The 17,913-nt window shown below is 36.3% G+C and carries 19 protein-coding genes; all 19 read right to left on the bottom strand.

Translation table 11 applies throughout. The annotated features are described in order from the left end of the window. Nucleotides 1-609, bottom strand: coding sequence for a sugar transferase (locus NBH15_RS00710; protein WP_250821757.1), 609 nt, complete (start codon nt 607-609; stop codon nt 1-3). 10 nt (nt 610-619) lie between these two features. Further along, nucleotides 620-751 (bottom strand): hypothetical protein, encoded by a 132-nt coding sequence (locus NBH15_RS29185; protein WP_284706442.1) that lies wholly within the window; start codon nt 749-751, stop codon nt 620-622. 19 nt (nt 752-770) lie between these two features. Continuing rightward, a complete protein-coding gene (locus NBH15_RS00705) occupies nt 771-1,913 on the bottom strand; it encodes a glycosyltransferase family 4 protein (RefSeq protein WP_250821756.1) in 1,143 nt (380 codons plus the stop codon). Between the two features lie 42 nt (nt 1,914-1,955). After that, a complete protein-coding gene (locus tag NBH15_RS00700) occupies nt 1,956-2,765 on the bottom strand; it encodes a glycosyltransferase family 2 protein (protein ID WP_250821755.1) in 810 nt (269 codons plus the stop codon). Nucleotides 2,766-2,771: 6 nt separating this feature from the next. Further along, the gene (locus tag NBH15_RS00695) at nt 2,772-3,761 is read right to left on the bottom strand and encodes a polysaccharide deacetylase family protein (RefSeq protein WP_250821754.1); all 990 of its coding nucleotides are present in this window, start codon (nt 3,759-3,761) and stop codon (nt 2,772-2,774) included. Further along, nucleotides 3,754-4,347, bottom strand: a complete 594-nt coding sequence (locus tag NBH15_RS29180) for an acyltransferase (protein ID WP_284706441.1) — start codon at nt 4,345-4,347, stop codon at nt 3,754-3,756. Before NBH15_RS29180 ends, NBH15_RS00695 begins: the two co-directional genes overlap by 8 nt. A gap of 20 nt (nt 4,348-4,367) precedes the next feature. Further along, nucleotides 4,368-5,432 carry an EpsG family protein gene (locus tag NBH15_RS00685; RefSeq protein ID WP_250821753.1) on the bottom strand — a complete coding sequence of 355 codons (1,065 nt, stop codon included), beginning with the start codon at nt 5,430-5,432 and terminating at the stop codon, nt 4,368-4,370. Nucleotides 5,433-5,442: 10 nt separating this feature from the next. After that, entirely contained in the window at nt 5,443-6,657 is a 1,215-nt protein-coding gene (locus NBH15_RS00680; RefSeq protein WP_250821752.1) for a glycosyltransferase, read from the bottom strand. 9 nt (nt 6,658-6,666) lie between these two features. After that, nucleotides 6,667-7,797, bottom strand: coding sequence for a glycosyltransferase (locus NBH15_RS00675; protein ID WP_250821751.1), 1,131 nt, complete (start codon nt 7,795-7,797; stop codon nt 6,667-6,669). Between the two features lie 3 nt (nt 7,798-7,800). Further along, a complete protein-coding gene (locus tag NBH15_RS00670; RefSeq protein WP_250821750.1) occupies nt 7,801-8,793 on the bottom strand; it encodes a glycosyltransferase family 2 protein in 993 nt (330 codons plus the stop codon). After that, nucleotides 8,757-9,449, bottom strand: coding sequence for a glycosyltransferase family protein (locus tag NBH15_RS00665; RefSeq protein WP_250821749.1), 693 nt, complete (start codon nt 9,447-9,449; stop codon nt 8,757-8,759). The genes NBH15_RS00670 and NBH15_RS00665 overlap by 37 nt, the downstream gene beginning before the upstream one ends. After that, a complete protein-coding gene (locus NBH15_RS00660) occupies nt 9,442-10,305 on the bottom strand; it encodes a phosphotransferase (RefSeq protein ID WP_250821748.1) in 864 nt (287 codons plus the stop codon). Before NBH15_RS00660 ends, NBH15_RS00665 begins: the two co-directional genes overlap by 8 nt. Nucleotides 10,306-10,308: 3 nt before the next feature. Beyond that, nucleotides 10,309-10,860, bottom strand: coding sequence for an HAD family hydrolase (locus tag NBH15_RS00655; RefSeq protein ID WP_250821747.1), 552 nt, complete (start codon nt 10,858-10,860; stop codon nt 10,309-10,311). Next, a complete protein-coding gene (locus tag NBH15_RS00650) occupies nt 10,845-11,588 on the bottom strand; it encodes a glycosyltransferase family 2 protein (protein ID WP_250821746.1) in 744 nt (247 codons plus the stop codon). Before NBH15_RS00650 ends, NBH15_RS00655 begins: the two co-directional genes overlap by 16 nt. A 26-nt stretch (nt 11,589-11,614) precedes the next feature. Further along, nucleotides 11,615-12,706, bottom strand: a complete 1,092-nt coding sequence (locus tag NBH15_RS00645; RefSeq protein WP_250821745.1) for a polysaccharide pyruvyl transferase family protein — start codon at nt 12,704-12,706, stop codon at nt 11,615-11,617. 1 nt (nt 12,707) lies between these two features. Further along, complete coding sequence (locus NBH15_RS00640; RefSeq protein ID WP_250821744.1) at nt 12,708-13,388, bottom strand: Coenzyme F420 hydrogenase/dehydrogenase, beta subunit C-terminal domain; 681 nt, start codon at nt 13,386-13,388, stop codon at nt 12,708-12,710. Nucleotides 13,389-13,406: 18 nt separating this feature from the next. After that, nucleotides 13,407-13,859 (bottom strand): 4Fe-4S dicluster domain-containing protein, encoded by a 453-nt coding sequence (locus NBH15_RS00635; RefSeq protein ID WP_250821743.1) that lies wholly within the window; start codon nt 13,857-13,859, stop codon nt 13,407-13,409. Further along, complete coding sequence (locus NBH15_RS00630; protein WP_250821742.1) at nt 13,856-15,394, bottom strand: MATE family efflux transporter; 1,539 nt, start codon at nt 15,392-15,394, stop codon at nt 13,856-13,858. Before NBH15_RS00630 ends, NBH15_RS00635 begins: the two co-directional genes overlap by 4 nt. Before the next feature lie 515 nt (nt 15,395-15,909). Next, on the bottom strand, nt 15,910-17,829 hold the full coding sequence (locus NBH15_RS00625) for a UDP-N-acetylglucosamine 4,6-dehydratase family protein (RefSeq protein WP_250821741.1): 1,920 nt from the start codon (nt 17,827-17,829) through the stop codon (nt 15,910-15,912). Nucleotides 17,830-17,913 lie beyond the last annotated feature (84 nt).

The raw sequence follows: 17,913 nt of genomic DNA, 5'->3' as shown, positions 1-17,913 counted from the left end.
TTAATTATTACCCGTAAAAAACTCCATCGTTGCCTGTCCCTCTTGTGAAATACCTTCCCGGACAAACACTTTTTTTATCGTTAAAAAGATGATCTTTACATCCAACAAGAACGAACAATGGTCCACATACCAGACATCCAGTTCGAACTTCTTCGTCCAACTGATCGCATTACGTCCGTTCACTTGTGCCCATCCGGTAATACCCGGTCGCACATCATGACGACGAGCTTGCTCTTTACTATACAATGGTAGATATTGAACCAATAAGGGACGAGGTCCGATCAACGCCATATCCCCTTTCAGGACATTTATCAGCTGGGGCAACTCATCGATTGAAGTAGAACGAACAAAACGCCCTACGTTCGTCAACCGATCCGCATCAGGCAGTAAATTACCGTCAGCATCCCGTTCATCCGTCATGGTCTTGAACTTGATTACCTTAAATACTTTTCCCCCTTTCCCAGGGCGTTCTTGCATGAAAAAAACGCCAGTTCCTTTGTTGGCAAAATGCAACCACAAGGTGATAACCAACAATATCGGCCAGATCACGGCCAATACACAAAAAACGATGATAAAATCGATCAATCGTTTAAAAAAATGTTTATACATGGATTACTCCTTAAATTATAGACTTGTATTCAGCCAACAATGCATTCCATACCATCCGCTGTTCATAACGGGAAACGATCAACGGACGGGCATTGGTAGCCATCTTTTCTACTTCCACCGAATGGGAAGCAAAATATTTCATCGCTTCACATTTAGAAGTTTTAGTTCAATATTTCATGATAATATCGTAACCATGCAGCAGTTAACACATTATTATCAAATTTATCTTCTACACGTTTCCGTCCGTTCAATCCATGTAATTTACGTTCAGCTGGATTCTCATAATACCACTTCATACATTGATACAATCCCTCCGGATCATTCACCCCACAACGTATCCCGGTCTCATTAGGTACTGAAGCATCAACTACCCCATACGCATCACTTGTAATCACAGGAAGTTCTAATGCCTGAGCCTCAAGTACACTTGTACCAAAACCTTCCCTCCAAGTTGGAAGAACAAAAACATCGCCACATTGCAAGACTTCATAAGGTTGACGCGTAATTCCTGGATAGAAGAAGTTTTCGTCACGTTTCAGAGCAGGATAATCTCGCGCCTTTTCCTCGTAATTCTCTTCATCGAAACCATACAACAACAATTTAGCATGAGGGCATTCCTCAACCATCTGGCTAAAAGCTTCATACAGTTCTCCTATGCCCTTGTCATGATTCAATCTGCCGATAAAGATATAAACCACATCTTCATCGGTAAATCGAAACTTCTCCCGCTCACGTTTGCGCACTTCTTCAGAAATGACAAACCGTTCCAACCGTACTCCAGCTATCGAACCGTTAGCCAATACTTGGCTGTTTGCTTCTTTCAGCACTCCTTCTTTAATAAGGAAATTACGTTGCGATTTGCCATCAACCAACAAATCCGTATTGAACCATGCTGGTATTTTGTCCATGCATTTCAACAAGGTACGCATGACTCCCCTACGTGTTGCCCACACCTGTCCTGTATAAATATGGATACGATGTGGAACTCTTACTAACCAACCCGCTAAAGCAGTCAATAACCCCGCCTTAGGAGTAACCGAATGCACACTCTCAAAATGCTCTTGTTTAAAGATTTGGCAAATTACCGACAATGTTTTCAAATCATTCCAAATAGATATTTTCCGTTGTATGGGAATCCAATGGCAACTGACTTCTATTTGGGCAAATTCGTCTTTATCTTCTTTGGAAAAATTGGCCAAAAGATGTACGTCATATTCCTGTACCAATCGCATCATGTGGTCTTTCAAGAAAACACGTGCTGTTACAGGAGAAGCCACTACGAAAGCTATTTTTTTTCTATACATTTATTAAAGCTAAATTTTATCACCCTTACTTTGTAAAGTAAATCAATTGTGATTGTGGCTATTGTTCTTTCTTCTATGCAAATAAACATATAAAGAACGTGGGAGTAAATACTTGATAATGGGTTCTAATGTGAATATCTGATAATACCACGGTAAACCAATCATTTTGTAGCCAATATGTTTTACATATACTTCATTCTTTCTGCTTTTCCAATTGCGACGCGATATGCTTGCCGAACTGCTCCTAACTAAATAAAGACTTTCGGACATTTGATATAATTTATATCCTGCCGCAAAAATTTTAAACCATAAATGATAATCTTCCACTCTAAGCAGTCTGTCATCGACAGTATATCCACCTACTTTCTTAAACACCGCCGTTCGTGCCATACATTCTGCATGACCAACAGGGCTACTTCGTATAAAATCTTTAGGTTTTACTTCTCCTTGTCCCTTATTTATTCTGAATACACCATTTTCATCAAAATATGTTCCAGGAGTACTTACAACTCCATATTCGGGATGTTCATCAAGAAACTTCACCTGTATAGCAAAACGTTCCGGTTTTGAAAGATCATCACCATCCATTCTTGCGATAAGTTCCGTGTCTGCATATTGCAAACAATGGTTTAGAGTATAATTAAGTCCACGATTTCGATCATTTTTAAGAAGAATGACATTGTCATATCTATTTGCATATTCTGATGCGATATTATATGTTTCATCCTTTGAACCATCATCACAAAGAATTATTTGAAAGTCTTTGTATGTTTGTGCATATAGAGAATCCAATGCCTCCCTAAGGGTATCTGCACAATTGTAAATTCCCATTAAAACTGAAATCCTCGGCATTATATTTTATTTTTTGGAGTTTAACAACAAGTCTGCAATTTCTCTCATCGTATATGACTGCATACTATATGTACGATGACATTCACTATAGCATTTCAAAATCTCTTCAATGAACCACATATTGTTTTCAAGATTAGCACCACAATTATGTGGATGCCACCAGATATGATATACTTCATTGTGTTTGGCTGCATAACGAATTTCGCATTTCACCCGATATAACCTTAACCTTTCCAAAAGATATAATTTGGGAATGAACGGACGAATAAAACGACTAGCTGGTATATTTATAAGATTTTTACTTCTATCAATCCTTTCATAAGGATAGGATGTATTTCCACCAATATTCACATAAGCATCTACCAATCTGCAAATACGATTTTTTAGAGCTATCGTCTTGTTTTTAGTCGGGGAGAAATATTTGAGTGCATTACCTCGATAATATTTTAATCCCCAATTAACACATGCTTCAATATAATTCTTACTGACCTGATTCTTGGGGAATATAATAGACTCTAATTCAACACCGTGTTCGGAAGCAATTTTGTTCATTTCTGCAAGATCGGCTTGGAATTCTTCAATTGTCTGTCCCTCTTCTTGACAAAAATAGTGACTGAATGTATGCGAACCGATTTCTATGTTCGGACATATCTTTAACTTTTCTATAACATCCAATGCATAATACAAAGAGAAATCTTGGTCGTTAATACGATTTATGTAATCAATTTTGAAAGGACTTAAATTTGAGTCAAAATACGAAGGTAACTTCACTGGCCGATGTTTTATGGCATCTTCGTTGTCTTGACAAAACAGGAGTCCAACAGTTGCAAATGTTGCATGTATTTCATATCGATTAAACAATTCAAGCAACTTGTAAATGACAGAGCGCACTGCACTAATATTGCTTTTCCCATAGTCCATGGGAGTTGCCCAATCATGACATCCCCACATCATCTCAAAATCCAATGATATGACTAAACAACCATGTCTATTCATTTACATCCTCCCGTTCACTAATTTCTTTGATAACCTTGCACGGAGCCCCAGCTGCAATTGTCCAAGCAGGAATGTCCTTTGTGACAACCGACCTTGCCCCTATAATAGCCCCTTCACCAATAGTTACGCCAGGCATTACAATGGCCCCCATGCCGATTTGACAACCTCTTTTTAAAGTCACGGGGTTATGGATGTAAGGTAGTTCGTAGGAATTATCATACTTTCGATAGTTTTTCATGTCCCGCCTATGGCAAAGAATTATGGAACAGTTTGTTATAATGACATGGTCCTCAATATGGATAAGATCTGTATTGCCTATATCTGTAGAAACAGAATGTCCGATACACACCCCTTTACCTACATGACATCCCATTTTTCTCCAAAGGTAAGCTCGAAACTTATTAAAGTATATTGTTTCTACAATTCCCGGCTTATAAGCCATCTTAAAACAAATGATAATCTTAAGAGATTTTAAGGCATGACCTATTATTGAAAAAAGCGAAATTCTACCATATTTCTTTTCATCGTGAATAATTCCCAAATGCTTGAAAGTCCTAAAAGTTAGGCTTAAATCTTTGTTTGACATACCAATAAATGTAAAATTTTTTAATAATATACGACTGCCATAAACAACGTAAAAAGTAAATGCACAGCCATAACTACAGAGAATGTTTTATTTTTATTTTTAATCTGAATATTTACTGAAAAATAAGGATATATCAATACTATCGGATATAAAAGCCACGAAAGAGCAGCAATCCGATTTGTAAAGTTTGCATACATACAAAGTAGCCACAATCCATTTATAAGCATATACAAGTTCAACAAAAAATCATACTCCACGTCTTCAACTTTTTTCCTAAACCTGTAATACCAACCCAACAGGATTGGTATAAAACTATATAATACGAAATCGTATCTCATACCGGTCATCCATCCTTCTTCATCAGTCAAGTATCTCGCACTTTTTTCATCCGTCAATCCTGCAAAAAGATTTTGAAAATAGGAAATGTGCATTATCGCGACCAGCAAACAGAAAATCCAAAATAGAGAATAAAATTTAGTATTCTTATAAAGCGAAACCGCTATGAAAGCCAATATACAGAGATGCATTGAATGATGAAACCCCCAACTTGTGAGTAATAGTATGACTGATAAAATTTTATTATCTTTATAAGCGACAGCACAAACAAAAATAGATGCAGCTGCACCGGCTTTTATTCCATTTACAGACGATGCAAATGTCAAAAAAGCCCCTAAAAAAACAAGATACGCTGCCCAACTGTTATTAGGAAACATTTTCCTACACGATATATATCTGCCAATAAAATAAATAAATGCAATAACCAAAAAAAATATAGAATAAGAAATGCCATTGGAAGACATAAATTCAAGCAAATTGTCGAAAAGTATGTTTTCAACATCTACTGAAAATGAGAAAGGCAAATTTATGTGGGAATTATAGTACGAAGCATATCCTACTGTATCGGCAAACACACGATGTATAGGTCTGAAACCGATAAAAAAAGACAGTGCAATTGCCAAAATTAATGGTGAACCTTTCCACTCCAATATAGTGCCACCATAGCTATAATATCTCATAAAACAGAAAAATGTAAAAAAAGCTACGATGAAAAGAAATATGCCTTGATAATATATAGCGTCTATCATTTTCCTACAACTACTTACGCAGCCATTTTTGTTGTTCTTCCTTTAGCTTAGACATTAAAGTCTCCGCTGTCGTTTGTCCATTGAAATGAGTTCGAACAAACTCACACCCTGCCTTAGCAATTTGTTCCAACTCTTCTTGATGTTCTTCCTTCTGATAGTACTTCACCACTTTACGTAATCCTTCTTTCGTTCCGTCATACACTATGTAATGTGTACCGGGAATAAGTCCGAGATCACGATACATGGAAGAGTCGATTCCAATATAGGCACATCCGCAAGCCATGCCTTCCACATAACCGATGCCAGGTACCCCCAAGATTTCTTCACCAATAAGACACATTTTATATTCGTTGAATTTCTCTACCATATCGAAAGAGAAATATTTCTTTTGTTTACCCACATGGGTACGGTTGTAAATCTTTTTGTATAATTTCAAAAGGGTATTATCACCTGCATTGACAGGCTTTCCTGAGTTGTCTTCCAAATAATCGCTACTATAACAATCTACCGTGTCTTTGAAATACTCCGGATTGTCTTTTACAAATTTTCTGGCTGGTTGGTCACAAGGATCACCATACACGGAAAGGAATTCATCGTGTTTCTTATAGGTGATGGTTCCTGTGGAAAAACATTTGTTCTTGCGCTCCTTAAACGGCTTCATGTTCCTAAACCGCTCTGCGAATACAAACGGATGAATTACCCACGGACATTTCACGGAATAATACTTCCTGAATATTTCAGAAGTGGCACTTAAATCCACTTCATTAAAGTAACAACTGATGTTTGCACAACGAATGTCAGCATTCTCTTCTTTCCGTCCATGAAAGTGTAGCATACTTAATGCCTTAAATGCATTGACTTGATTCATCCCCCTCAGTCCTTCATGACAAACATTATAGAGAATGACTATATCATCCTTCCTTATTTCTTCAGGATGTTTTAGTATGGTTATATGTTTAGGTTTGATACCATTCTTTTTCAATGTAATCCGATTCTCTATGCCACTTAATTTATTCAAGAATTTCATAAAGATACCATTTCCGTTTGTGAATAAAGAGAAGCCCCGGTCGTTTATATAGTTGCACACCTCGTATTCCTTCGGGTGTTCCAACAAATATTTCAACAGATAACCATGTTTGATGGCTGCTGAATACTTAAACACATAGACCATCGCCACCCTAAGGAGCATCCAGTCAGAATGGAGATTTACAAATACGACTCTCATATTATTGGTTTATTTAATAGATTCAAAAACTTTCTCCATCTGTTTGGCCATGTGGCTGATGGAATAATTTTGCAGTCTTTCCTTGTCAATACTCAATCTTATCTTACCGTCTATCATGTCGCTCATGTTTTTTACCCATACATCGTAGTTGTCAGACAATGGAACAAAGTAGCATTTGCCACAATCAGCGGCCCTTGGCACTACATCCGAAACTATGCACGGCAAACCTGCCGCTTGGGCTTCAATAATAACTATCCCTAATCCCTCGAAAGCACTTGGCAAACAAAATAGATCACAACATTTCAATATATCAGCCACATCATTCCTGCTGCCCAAAAAATGCACCCTGTCAGATATGCTATTTTCCTGAAATATTTGGCGACACTTTTCTTCCAAGGGACCGATGCCCACCCACACCAAGTCGCAATCTTTGCGATTTTTGCACAACTTGGAGAACATTTCGGCAAGGAACAATGGTTTTTTCTGAGGAATAAACCTGCCTACCGTCACCAGATTGTATTTTGCCGTCAGTCCCAATTCTTTTTTCTTTTCGGTTGTGTTTATCTCTCGTCCATATTCCTTTAAGTCTATTCCGTTTGATATGACACTAGGATATTCCTTTTGCTGCCATCCATATCCTTTATACAGAAACTCCATAGCTTCGGTAGAGCATCCACACCGCCTGTTGGAGAAATGCCAGCACATCCACCTCATCATTCTCTGATAGATGCGTATGGGGAACGTTGTTCCCTCTACAAGAGCTTTCTGTTGCATGGCATTGTGCGAATGACAACATCTCACCGGCACGCCAGCCAACCAAGCCACCAATAAGTTTGGCCCGTTGAACAAATCAATGTTAGTTTGGAATACATCAAACTTTCCTTTTTTTAATATGGAATATAGACGTTTGAGGTGAATAAATTTCCCTTTCAAGTCACCCAAGTCGTGTGTATGAAGGATAGTTGTCCCTGTGGCAAGCACATCAACTTCACGAACCCGACTTTCCTCTTTTATGCTTGGGTTAACCACTGTTATCTCATATTTCTCCTTATCTATTGATGCACATAGATTGACCACAAAAGTATCTGTTCCACCACGTGCCAATCCGTTTTGCAATATACAGACCTTTCTCTTAGCCATGATTTATCCTTTTATTAGTTTTATCAATCTACCGAAGCCATACCAACGACTAAAAATAGCAGCCGTTACATATCTGTCAACACTGTCCATCTTATATTTTCTGAGATTTGCCAAGTTTCTTCTGATATTGTTTTGTCTTTCTTTGATATGCTCGTCATATTTATAACCGCAAAGTGAGGCAAAGTAGAGTGCCCACATATCTTCCAAAGCAAAGCGCGCTTGGGCTACATCTAAATATTGTAACCAACGTTTTGCTACATCGTCGCATATTGTTTGCCAAACGATATGCCCCGTTCCTTTTCGTTCAGGAGTCCAGTTTTGATGGCTAATACTGTTCCAATTTCTCCTGTAATGATACAGTTGCCTGTTTGTGTTCACAAGTATTTTCACCCTCTGAAACATATTCCAACAGAACAGTGCGTCTTCGCCGTATGATATCTCTTTTTGGAACATCTGGCCATGTAACAAACTCGTCAAGACGAGTTTGTTACATAAAGAGCCTGATAGCTCTTTATGGAACAGAAATTTTTCAATTACGGTCTCCTGACTCCAAACCTCCTGCCTGTAATCAGCCGAAATCCTTGTGTCATTCACAACCATGCTACACGTGACGACATCCGCTTCATACTCTTCTACTTTCTTGACTAAAAATTCTATCATATCAAGTTCCAGCCAATCATCGGAATCCACAAAAAGTACATAATCTCCCTTTACATGTGCAAGCAAGGAATTTCTGGCAACTGCCACCCCTGCATTTTCTTGATGGTAAATCTCGATATAGGGATATTTGTCAGCATATACCTTGGCAATTGCCAAGGTATTGTCTGTAGAACCATCATCCACAATTACTACTTGTAATTGTGGATAGGTTTGATTGACAATACTATCTAAACACTGTGGTAAGTATTGTGCCACATTATAAGCAGGAATAAGAATAGATATTAATGGAAACATATATTTTATAACTTCAAACCAAGCATTCTTTTTGATCCCCAATCCTCATAATTATTTACCACAAAAGGGCGAAATGTTTTTTTATCCAACAACATGGCATAGATGATATGTGACAAATACAAACGGTCATAATGGCGTAAACTGGTATAATATCTACAAAACACTTCACAGTCCTCAAAAACATATCCACCGGCACTGATATAATGACCTATTACTGATTTCTCTATTATATTCGTGATATAATACATATCATCTACAGCGACATAACTCTTATCACGCGGATCAAGCATTTCCAACTCTTCAATCGGATAAATCGCAACTCCATTTCGTATAGCTTCCTTCGATTCAAAATAGCAATCGGCATCCTTTATGTATATACTGCCGGAAATCCGTTCTTGTTGAATCGTCATAAACACAGTTTCCGCCTGATCGCGTGTAGGTTCATCAAGAATTACAATCTTGACATTGACAAATCCCAAACGTTTACACTGCATCCATAACGAATCGGCTATATAAAAAAGATCATCATGTTTGCGGAGAACAGTAAAATAGATATTATCAAATCGATCCAACGAAAGTCCCAATATTGATTTGATACAAACGATTATGCCATCTTCACCTAAAGCAAACACATAAGGAAGCTTATTACGGTATTCCGGCTTATCAGCAGCTACAGGTACAATCAAATTACTACTCATGCAACAAACTATTTAAAATATTTTTAAGATAATAAACTACTTTTGCCTCATGTGCATAAGGAAGAATACGCAGTATATTCATAAGTTGGACAGTCCTATAATGATCCGTATACCACTGATATTTATTCGAAAAATATTGATTTATTTCATGGTCAATCTTATCGCAGATAATACCCAGACGAACAGCGTCATACCGTTTGGTGTACATTAATTGAGACCAACGATATGCCGTATCCTGGCGAATCTTTACAATATCTTGTAGTGGAGTTTCTATAAAACTATCCAAGAAATCGATCAGATAATAATTATTACCATTAAAAAGAATATTTGAGAAAGTCAGATCGCCATGACATACGCCTATGGGGAGCAACATCTCTTGAAGGTGATCAAAATAGGATTGACAGTCTTCAATAATGCGAACTACTTGGACATCTTGTTGAAAAAGCGTATTTTTCTCTAACTTCATACGGATGTCGTCAAACTTCGTACGAAATATTTGAGGAGATACGGCCTGAAGCTTACATTTGTTGATCTCATACTCTATGAAATATTTCAAAGCTCCAACCAAATAATCGATTTGCTCAAAACCTGCTTGTTCAAAAAATTCAATAAAATTCTTTGAATAAACATATTGCATCTTCACAATCGTTTTCTTATCCGTTTTTTTCAATTCATAAATAAGAGGTACACGGATATGCTGAAACTCTACCAAACAGGCTTTACGTTGTTTTTCGGCTTGTAAAGCAAGACGATTCAAATATAAGGGATCTGCTGTCGATTTATAAACAAAGATCTGTCCGTCTTCGGAAACAACATCGATCTGGCAGCCGGAATGGCCCTTCACTTCTATTTCCATTATCTAAAAAGTTATTTTAATGAAATAAGCACCGGAAGCTTTTGCAGCCCGAAGACCAACTTCTGAATCTTCAAAAATAAGAGTATCCGATGGTTGAACTTGAAGCTCAGCCATCGTTTTATCATATATTTCAGGTGAAGGCTTCCCATTCTTCACGTCCTGCCCTGTATAAATCAGATCGAACAAATCAACAATCCCCAAGTAATTTAGCGCATTCATTAAATTTTCCTTACAAGCCGTAGATGCAATTGCCGTCTTTCCCCCAAAATATTTAAAATTACGAATCAACTCAATCAGTGCATCATTCGGATGCAAGGATTCAAAAAACAGTGGATAATAATCTTTCTTCAAACTCTTTATACGAACTATGGTCTCTTTTTCAGAAATTCCCATCGCTTCCATAAACCGGTCAAAACGAAAACCGAAATATTCACGATACTTTTCTTCACTCAACACCACACCGACTTCTCCAAATGCTTTTTGGTAAGCCTTTAGATTCGCATCAAAAGTATCAACCAATGTTCCGTCAAAATCGGTTATTATTGCTCTAACCATAAATATCGCTTAAGTTCTTCAGGAGTTCCATAACTATAATATTCTTCCATAGGAGCAAGCCAAACTTTTTCGCCATCTTTTAGAAGATAATTAAAAAGAAGACTCACATAATATTCCGGCTTAGCAAATACTGGTTCTGCCAAGAGCAGATGGGCAATTTGCTTAAAACGTCTACCGGATGCGAAAAAGTAAGCCCCACAAAGCGCATGGTTACTGATAACTTCTTTCTCTGCTGTACGAATTACAAAACCATCCTCTCCTATTGCAGCATAACTATATCGAGGTTCGTTGGATTCAAAAGAGACTAGCGCTCCACCTGTTGCTTCTTCTATCGGCTTATAGAGAATCTGCTTGATAATTTCTATAAATTTCTTACTACGAAATTCCAAATCGCAATCCATGATAATCACTGCGTCATCATCAGCAATAGTACTTTCTGCTATTAAACAAGTCTCCACTGCTCCACGTGTTGTCTTTACGACAGAAAATAGGTTTGCTTCAGGCAAGAACGATTTAATACCCTTATCTATTTGGTGTTTATCAATATGCTCTTGACGAACGATGAATGAATATTTCATCTGGATATCTTTATCTGTCACACTACTTATAGCATGTTTAAATAAAGGTTGCCCATTAAGTTCGATTAAAGGTTTGGGCGTTGTCCATCCTTCTTTGAGGAAACGACTGCCTTCACCCGCCATAGGCATTATTACATGTAAATTTCTCATAAATTCAAATAGAACAACAATTTATTTTATTCACGAAGAGATTCTTTTAAAAAAATTTCAGATAAAACAACTTCATTTTCTAAAGTTAAAGTAACTTTTTCATAATCAATCAATTCAAAAGTAGGCAATATTCCTTTATTCAAAAAACGCTTCTCTAATCTCAATTTCTCAACAAGAGAAGCGATTCGATTATCAGAAGAGTTATTCTGCTTAATTGCATAAAAAGGTTTATTAAAAATAATGGATAATGCAGTTCCATGGAATGAAGTTGTAATAATACAAGCTGCATTAGCAATATACTCTACAAACTTTTCCGGAGATGTTGCCATATCTTTCTGCTTCAACCGTTTTGCAGACCAACTGCCTTCTAATTCAATAATGTCTGCATTTAATTGTCTAGCCACTGAATTTGCAACATTCAACGTTTCATCATGGCTACTCAATTCATAAATAAAAACATAAGTTTTTTTATGCGGCTTATTCGAGCAAGAAACAAAACGTGATAGAACTTCTTTTCCCGCCAACAAGGTTGGATCCACAACGGTAGAAATATGATTGTTTAAAACTAATGGTTGCAAAAGCTTTGCTAACGAAAGCTCACGTACACTAATTGCTGATAAATGGGATAAAGCATTTCTAAAATATTCAACCTCATCTTGTTCTAGCCCAAAACTTTTATTACTCGCAGCATATGATATAACTTTACACTTTGCTTTTTTCCCAAAAAAGGTATCATCATAAGATCCACCAGTTATACCACGATTCCATATTTGATCACTTCCCAAAATAAGAACATCAAACTCCGAATAATCAGAATCTGCACTATAAGGATATAATCTTAAATTATTATTTATGAAATGCATAAAGCTATCATAACGTTTTTTTCTGTCAAATATTAAAAACGGTTCATTACTCCATTTATAAAAAAAACCTTTAACAGATTTTGATATCCAACATTTAAAACTAAATCGATATATTGTATCAACTATATAGGAAGGACGATAATCTATAACATAAACATCATGTCCTAGTTTTTTTAGTTTCTCTTGCAGACAAAAAGCCTGAAGAACTGCACCATAATTATGTGCACAATGGAATGTTAAAATGCCTATTTTCATTTTACTTTACAACTCCTCTAATTAGTACTTTTATTGATTTCGGCATAATGCGTTTTACAAAATGTTTCCAACCAATAAAACCATAGTATTTCAACACATAGCTAAAACCTTTATCTGTATAAAGACTTTCAAATTCTAAACGTTTGGGATGAAGCTCTGTAGGATAGGATAATTGAGGTTGTAAACAATCTCTTAATGCAACTTCTTGATATTCCATCTTGTTCTTTACTTGCTCAAACCAACACCTTCCTTTCTCAGTATTTAATAAAACCAAAGAACATCCTCTATTATCACCCCCCATAGATACAGCCTTTGTTTTCTCTACTCCCCAAAAGTCAGCAACCGTTATATCAGAAGGACGTTTTAGATTAGTATATGGACACTCCATACACGATTGACGTATGGTCATAGTTGTATAAAATGTAAACGAATATGTCTTTTTCTTTCCATTTGAAAACAAAAATGATTCAACTTGAGACCGCCAGCCAAAAGACTTATCACGAAAATTTGTTTCCACTAATCTTTGACCTTCTCTTTTCTCCAAAAAGCTTAAATAATCTTCCCAAACAAAAGGAGCTGCAACACCATGACAAACCACATCCACCAAAAATAAATTTTCTTGTAATGATTTTTTAATATAGGACCTTAATCCTGATGTTTGACATGGAGTACCTGAAAACAAGACTATTAAACCTTTTTTTTAATCTTCTTCAACTTGAGAAAAAACAGAACTTAAATCACTTTGAACATATTTACTTCCTTTAAATTCATTTCTTTCCGCTTTTGTTGTTGCTTTTTTATGAACTACGCGAAAATGTCCTACATAGCCGACACCATATACAACACCTCCTTCATTCAATATCCAATCAGAAAAAGCAACAAAAGCCGCTCCACTTTGAGACGTCTGTATTTCTTGTAAATCTTTATGACGAGCAGCATAAGCAATAGGATTTAATAAATTCAAACTTTTATCATAATCCGTGTGAAAAGAACAAATTTTTTCACACAATCCACAATCAACACATAGAGAGTCATCAATCTTTGGATAAAGAAATCCCAAAGTATCCGGCTGCATTACAATAGCCTTATGTGGACAAATATTTTCACAAGCTGTACACCCACAACAATCTGTTTTCGTTTTATTTATTCTCATAAAAATAATCTCTGTTTTAACTGAAATATTTTCTTTAATACAAAAGAACGTTCCTGCTTAGAACAACCTATAAAAAAAATAACACAAGTTGTTGATATCATACATATTGGCACACTGATAATCAAACGAATAAAACCTTCTTCAAAGAAAAATGTAGTACAATAAGGGATTATTAAAGACAAACAACTTACTAAAAGTACATTCAGAACTACTACATGCAAAAAACGACGAATATCAAATCCAATCATTATACGTAACATATAAGCACGCAGAAACATACAACAAAACGCTATGCCAATAGCTAAAAGTACTGTTGTTTCCGGGGCATATCCAATTTTCAACAACAAATAAGAAACAGGGAAATTCAGCAATTGGAGTCCTCCCACTAATAGTTGATAGTTTCGAATTTTGCCTGTAGCTAACATTAATGTTATCATTGTATTTGATATAGATTCAAAAATTACATACAAAAGAAGCAAACGGACAAAAGAAACTGTATAATCAGGTACTATTTTCAACCATAATTTGAGTATTGTATGTGTCTCCATTAAGACAGGAAGAGATAATAACAACAATAGATAAAAAGAATAACGAGCTCCTTGTAGAACTAAATTCATGGTACATTCTAAATTTTCTACTGCATAAGATTTTATTATCTGTGGATTTAAGGCCATCATAAAATTATTAGTAAAACTAGTAACCGCCCCACTTACTTGCATAGCAACACCACGAGCTGCATTTACAACTGGTCCACAGAACACATTCAACAAAATATTTACACCATGATCACGCAATATTCCAGAAGAAGCACCAATAAAATTCCATCCAGCAAAACTAAATATTCTTTTTATTAGAAAGACATCCCATAACCAAATAAAATGACATTCAGAAAAATATCTCTTACAATACCACAAATAAAGACAACGTATCGAAACAGACAAAACCAACATTAACATCGCATAAAATATCAAACGATCAAATGGAGCATAATCTATCAAAAAAGCAACTAATAACGTTCCTATAGCTTGAACAATACTAATATAAGCAAAAGCTCCCATTTTTTCATGAGCAACGATAGTAGCATTATATGGGATACTCATAAGATTTATAATGAATGACAACAAAGAAAACTGAAAAACCCAATTAGTGGCAAAAAGTCGCTCTGACGGAATATTCATGTGTACATTTAAAAACCAAAGACCTAATGTCTCGGATAAAAGTATAACAATACAAGAAATAAGTAATTGAATAATAATCGTTGTAGAAAAAACTTTACGCAATTGACCATCATTACCACTAACTCCTAATTCGTATGTAATAAATCGACTTATTGAAGCAGTTAAAGAATTCGAAATAATAGCAAACATCGCAACAAAACCTCCAACCACAGAATAAAGTCCAAAATCATCCACACCTAATGCATTTAAAACAACTCGTGAAGAATAAAGCGTAATAGGCATAGTCAAAAACATTCTAGCATAAAGCATCAATGTGTTTTTAGCTATCCGTTTATTATTACTTGTATTTGTATCCAATGTTTTTTTCTTTATTGCAATTTTTCACGCCAAATCACCATATTATGATCACTAAGCAAGAACTCTGTAGAGGTATAGATTAATCCAAAGAACTCATTTGAATAAAAAATATAATCAATCTGCCACAGTCTATACAACTGTCGGAAAGTATATCGATAGCCGTCTACGACATCTTGAAAATCATTCTGTCAAACCTTTTCTCACTCGCTGGTATGATAAGAAGCTGGCGTATTATTTAAGTTTCCACAAACTAATACTGGATAAGATGATTGCTCGATTTCAAAGCGAATCGAGTCAGTTTGATCTGCCCGTTTCTGATAATTACTTTTCATTTTCAGAATTAAGTCTTTAATTGCTTTCACCCGAATTTTCAAATCTTTCCCTGGCACAGTGATTATGTCACGATAAGAATTAACGTTTGTTGTTTCGAAGTGATTATTGACCACACGGAGGTAATCCACATCACTGGGAACTTCCAGAAAAGAGATAAAGAGAAGAAAAATGCCAACAGGATATTATTCAACCTTATCCAACACCTCATACACCGAATTCTTACTCTTAAACTCTGGCACAATCCCTTTCATCATTTGGACTGTCCTCATTTTATCCACTTTAATCGCCAAAGCAATCAGCGGGTTCATAACCGAGCAAATATCATTGTAATCATATTCTCTCACCTGAGCACGAAATATTTTGCTATTATTTGTAGGGAGGGTATTTTCTTTCGTTGCCAAAAGTTCCTCATACAGTTTTTCGCCTGGACGAAGACCTGTATACTGGATTTCTATATCTTCATCGGGGATAAGACCTGCCAATTCAATCATACGACGGGCCAGATCGGCGATCTTTACAGGGGTTCCCATATCGAATACGAATATCTCATTTCCCTTACCCATAAAGGCAGCTTCCAAAACCAAACGACATGCCTCCGGGATCGTCATGAAATAACGGATAATGTCCGGATGGGTGACTGTTAAAGGACCTCCTTTCGCTAATTGCTCACGGAAACGGGGAATGACGGAGCCATTACTGCCTAATACATTACCAAAACGAGTGGTAATAAAACGAGTCTTACCCGGATGCAAACCTTTACTGATGGCGATGCTCAAGCTTTGTACATAGATTTCTGCAAGACGCTTGGAGGCTCCCATCACATTCGTCGGATTGACGGCTTTGTCGGTCGAAACCATAATGAACTTATCGACATTATACCTGACTGCCATATCCGCTACATTACGGGTACCGTATACATTCGTATGAACGGCTTCGCAGGGATTCTCTTCCATTAGAGGAACATGCTTGTAAGCGGCAGCATGAAATACATACTGAGGCTGAAAACGACGGAAAACAGATTCAACACGATCGATCATCCGGATATCTCCCATTACAGGAGTAAATTCTACCTGAGGAAATTTTTCTTCCAGTTCCAAACGTATGTTGTGCATAGGTGTTTCTGCACTGTCGAACAAGATCAATTGCTTCAGATTGAATGTACATAGTTGACGGCATAATTCGCTACCGATAGAACCGGCGGCTCCGGTTACCAAAACAACTTTACCTTTCAAGGATGTAGCGATTTCAGTCATATTGATACATATTTCCTCACGACCTAATAAATCTTCTATATGTACTTCAGGGAGATTACGGAAATTAACCTTACCTTTCTTCAATTCATCGACAGAAGGAAGCATCAACATACGAACTTTCTTCTTTTCACAATAACGGACTAAACGCTCACTCTCTTCTTTTACTAAATGATAGTCCGTAAACAGCACTGCTTTAATATTTTTCCTATTAACCAAATGGTTAAAGTCTACCTGCTTTTTAATTGAATAAATTCTGTATTTTCCTACACGTAAACAGGTATGATCTCCAAAGCGCAGGAAACCACAAACTTTATACAATAGTTTGTCACTCAGGGAAGCATCAAACAAGAAAGTTCCGGATTTATCACCTTGATAAATCAATAGTTTTCCTTGATTCAAGGATACACTATTGACTATAATTGAATAGAAAACGATCATGAAAACACGGAGTATTGTCAAAAGGAAGAAGGTAAGGAACAAGTCTACTACAGCTCCTAAGGCTAATTCACGAGGAGATTGAATCGTCGTGGTCAGGTAAACCAAAACGACAATGAAAAGTACCTTTATTAATGAGGATAAAGCAAGACGTCCAGTTTCTGTAAATGCAGAATGCCGGATCACACCTTTATAGGTCTGGCACAAAAAGAAACTCACCAGACTGCTACAGAAAGAAATGGATAATATATGAAATAGAGAATCGTCCACAAGCTCTGTTCCAAGGATATACCATAGGAATGACAGAGAAGTAGCAGTAGCCAGAATTGATAGAAATAAATCAATAAATAGGACGATCCAACGGTTAAAAAATTTAACGCGTGATAATACTAGTGCAAAACCATTGATATTCATAAGTTATAAATTAAGGATGTTATGTAAAAAAGTTCGTCAGTCACAAGTGACCAACCTACATAAATCATTGTAATTCTTATACTT

Source organism: Parabacteroides caeci (assembly GCF_023656795.1).
GTDB classification, from domain to species: Bacteria; Bacteroidota; Bacteroidia; order Bacteroidales; family Tannerellaceae; genus Parabacteroides; species Parabacteroides segnis.
This window is presented reverse-complemented; position numbering and strand designations above follow the sequence as displayed.

What these genes read in the sequence shown, in the direction of transcription:
- NBH15_RS00665 (WP_250821749.1), bottom strand. Translation starts at nt 9,449, where the DNA reads ATGAGTAGTAATTTGATTGTACCTGTAGCTGCTGATAAGCCGGAATAC.
- NBH15_RS00700 (WP_250821755.1), bottom strand. Translation starts at nt 2,765, where the DNA reads ATGCCGAGGATTTCAGTTTTAATGGGAATTTACAATTGTGCAGATACC.
- NBH15_RS00625 (WP_250821741.1), bottom strand. Translation starts at nt 17,829, where the DNA reads ATGAATATCAATGGTTTTGCACTAGTATTATCACGCGTTAAATTTTTT.
- NBH15_RS00705 (WP_250821756.1), bottom strand. Translation starts at nt 1,913, where the DNA reads ATGTATAGAAAAAAAATAGCTTTCGTAGTGGCTTCTCCTGTAACAGCA.
- NBH15_RS00655 (WP_250821747.1), bottom strand. Translation starts at nt 10,860, where the DNA reads ATGGTTAGAGCAATAATAACCGATTTTGACGGAACATTGGTTGATACT.
- NBH15_RS00710 (WP_250821757.1), bottom strand. Translation starts at nt 609, where the DNA reads ATGTATAAACATTTTTTTAAACGATTGATCGATTTTATCATCGTTTTT.
- NBH15_RS29180 (WP_284706441.1), bottom strand. Translation starts at nt 4,347, where the DNA reads ATGTCAAACAAAGATTTAAGCCTAACTTTTAGGACTTTCAAGCATTTG.
- NBH15_RS00650 (WP_250821746.1), bottom strand. Translation starts at nt 11,588, where the DNA reads ATGAGAAATTTACATGTAATAATGCCTATGGCGGGTGAAGGCAGTCGT.
- NBH15_RS00660 (WP_250821748.1), bottom strand. Translation starts at nt 10,305, where the DNA reads ATGGAAATAGAAGTGAAGGGCCATTCCGGCTGCCAGATCGATGTTGTT.
- NBH15_RS00645 (WP_250821745.1), bottom strand. Translation starts at nt 12,706, where the DNA reads ATGAAAATAGGCATTTTAACATTCCATTGTGCACATAATTATGGTGCA.
- NBH15_RS29185 (WP_284706442.1), bottom strand. Translation starts at nt 751, where the DNA reads ATGAAATATTTTGCTTCCCATTCGGTGGAAGTAGAAAAGATGGCTACC.
- NBH15_RS00675 (WP_250821751.1), bottom strand. Translation starts at nt 7,797, where the DNA reads ATGGCTAAGAGAAAGGTCTGTATATTGCAAAACGGATTGGCACGTGGT.
- NBH15_RS00695 (WP_250821754.1), bottom strand. Translation starts at nt 3,761, where the DNA reads ATGAATAGACATGGTTGTTTAGTCATATCATTGGATTTTGAGATGATG.
- NBH15_RS00680 (WP_250821752.1), bottom strand. Translation starts at nt 6,657, where the DNA reads ATGAGAGTCGTATTTGTAAATCTCCATTCTGACTGGATGCTCCTTAGG.
- NBH15_RS00685 (WP_250821753.1), bottom strand. Translation starts at nt 5,432, where the DNA reads ATGATAGACGCTATATATTATCAAGGCATATTTCTTTTCATCGTAGCT.
- NBH15_RS00635 (WP_250821743.1), bottom strand. Translation starts at nt 13,859, where the DNA reads ATGAGAATAAATAAAACGAAAACAGATTGTTGTGGGTGTACAGCTTGT.